We start from the raw sequence: 1,378 nt of genomic DNA, 5'->3' as shown, positions 1-1,378 counted from the left end.
AGCTACCTCCCGCTCAAATAACTCACAAAACCGAGTAGTTAAGCGTTGGGTCCAGTCGTCGGCACCATAGGGCATGGCTGCTCCATCGTTAGCGGCTATCAACGCAGCTAGAATTTCTGGGGCAACACCTGTGACATTATCACTGCAAAAGTTCATAGGAATTAGGGGTGGATTTGGCTAAGAATCACTTGCAGCCGATCGTAGTCATCCTTAAGCACCAAGTTAAGAAAGCGTCCAGCCTGCACCAACCAAGCTCGATCCAAATGCCGCAGTTGGTAGACAAGGCGCACAACCGCAGCGGTCAGTGCATCTACTGGAGCACCGGGAAGTTGGAGCAAAACCCGCAAAAAATCAAGCTGATCTGTAAATTGCAATATCTCCTCTGGTTGACAGCGATAGACTGCCTGGTGAACTTGGGGTGGGCGTGGGGGCAAATGTTGGTACAGTGCCCCATCGCTAGCAGAGCGAAAGCCCACGATCGCCGCCCGAAACTCTGTCTTGAGCATGGCAAAGATCTGAGGTTGCTGATCTCGCAACTCTGCCAACGATAAACCCAGTGCCCGTGCCCGATGCACCGAGTCGATCGGGCTAGCCGTAGCATAATACACCACTGCATAGACCACATTGCCCGACTCTTCATCCACCGCTGTTACCCAACTACCAAAGGGTGGCATAGCTGCATAGTTCAGATCCTCTGGCTCCAGACATTGTGCTAAAAATTCTGTCGTTGCTGTCTCGATCACTTCCGCAAAGTGATGAGGATGGCGAGATTGAGCAGCAAATTGCGGTAAAGGCAAGCGCATAGCGAATGGGTAGTATTGAGGGTTTACTTAGCCTTTTTGCGTCCAGCAGTTGCATCCACAGCTTCCAATTCCCCTAGGCGAAAGGTGATGAGCTTATCCCAATTTCCCCCTTCAAACAAGACCGCGGCCTTGCCGTCACTAATGCGTTGCACCAAGCCTTGAAACCCATAGTAGGTATCGTTTGGGTTAATTACTCGCACCGCAGAACCAGGAAGAATCATAACCGTTAATTCCCTTTTGTTAGACCATTCAGGCTTTATTATGCCGTACATCGCTGGAATGGGCACACGAGCAATTTGATGTTAACGATAGAGATCTAGCCCCCCAGATGGGAATACTCAAATTATCAGGCGGGAACTAGTGAAGGGTATTGACTATGGGGACAGAACCTGGAACTATTCAATCACTTTGCTATTACCCCCTTAGGAAAGTCCTAGGCTGCTACAAGTCCTATAAGCACTGCTCAAGCATGGTTTGGCTAGCTACGTGATGGCTAACAAGGGTGCCAAATGGGAACTGTTCTATCCGCAACCAGTCAAATCAGTTAGTGCCCCCTCTAGGCTTGGGATATAGTC

The 1,378-nt window shown here is 49.9% G+C and carries 3 protein-coding genes; all 3 read right to left on the bottom strand.

Annotation, left to right across the window (positions count from 1 at the left end):
- A partial coding sequence (locus tag NZ772_19050) for a beta-eliminating lyase-related protein (protein MCS6815656.1) occupies positions 1-156 on the bottom strand: 156 nt, incomplete at its 3' end.
- A gap of 5 nt (positions 157-161) precedes the next feature.
- Positions 162-803, bottom strand: a complete 642-nt coding sequence (locus tag NZ772_19045; protein MCS6815655.1) for a hypothetical protein — start codon at positions 801-803, stop codon at positions 162-164.
- Between the two features lie 23 nt (positions 804-826).
- Positions 827-1,024, bottom strand: a complete 198-nt coding sequence (locus NZ772_19040) for an NAD(P)H dehydrogenase subunit NdhS (protein MCS6815654.1) — start codon at positions 1,022-1,024, stop codon at positions 827-829.
- Between the last annotated feature and the right edge of the window lie 354 nt (positions 1,025-1,378).

This window comes from Cyanobacteriota bacterium (genome assembly GCA_025054735.1).
In the GTDB taxonomy this organism is placed as follows: Bacteria; Cyanobacteriota; Cyanobacteriia; order SKYG9; family SKYG9; genus SKYG9.
Note: the sequence above shows the minus strand (reverse complement) of the source record. Positions and strands in the feature narration are given on the sequence as shown.

What these genes read in the sequence shown, in the direction of transcription:
- NZ772_19045 (MCS6815655.1), bottom strand. Translation starts at nt 803, where the DNA reads ATGCGCTTGCCTTTACCGCAATTTGCTGCTCAATCTCGCCATCCTCAT.
- NZ772_19040 (MCS6815654.1), bottom strand. Translation starts at nt 1,024, where the DNA reads ATGATTCTTCCTGGTTCTGCGGTGCGAGTAATTAACCCAAACGATACC.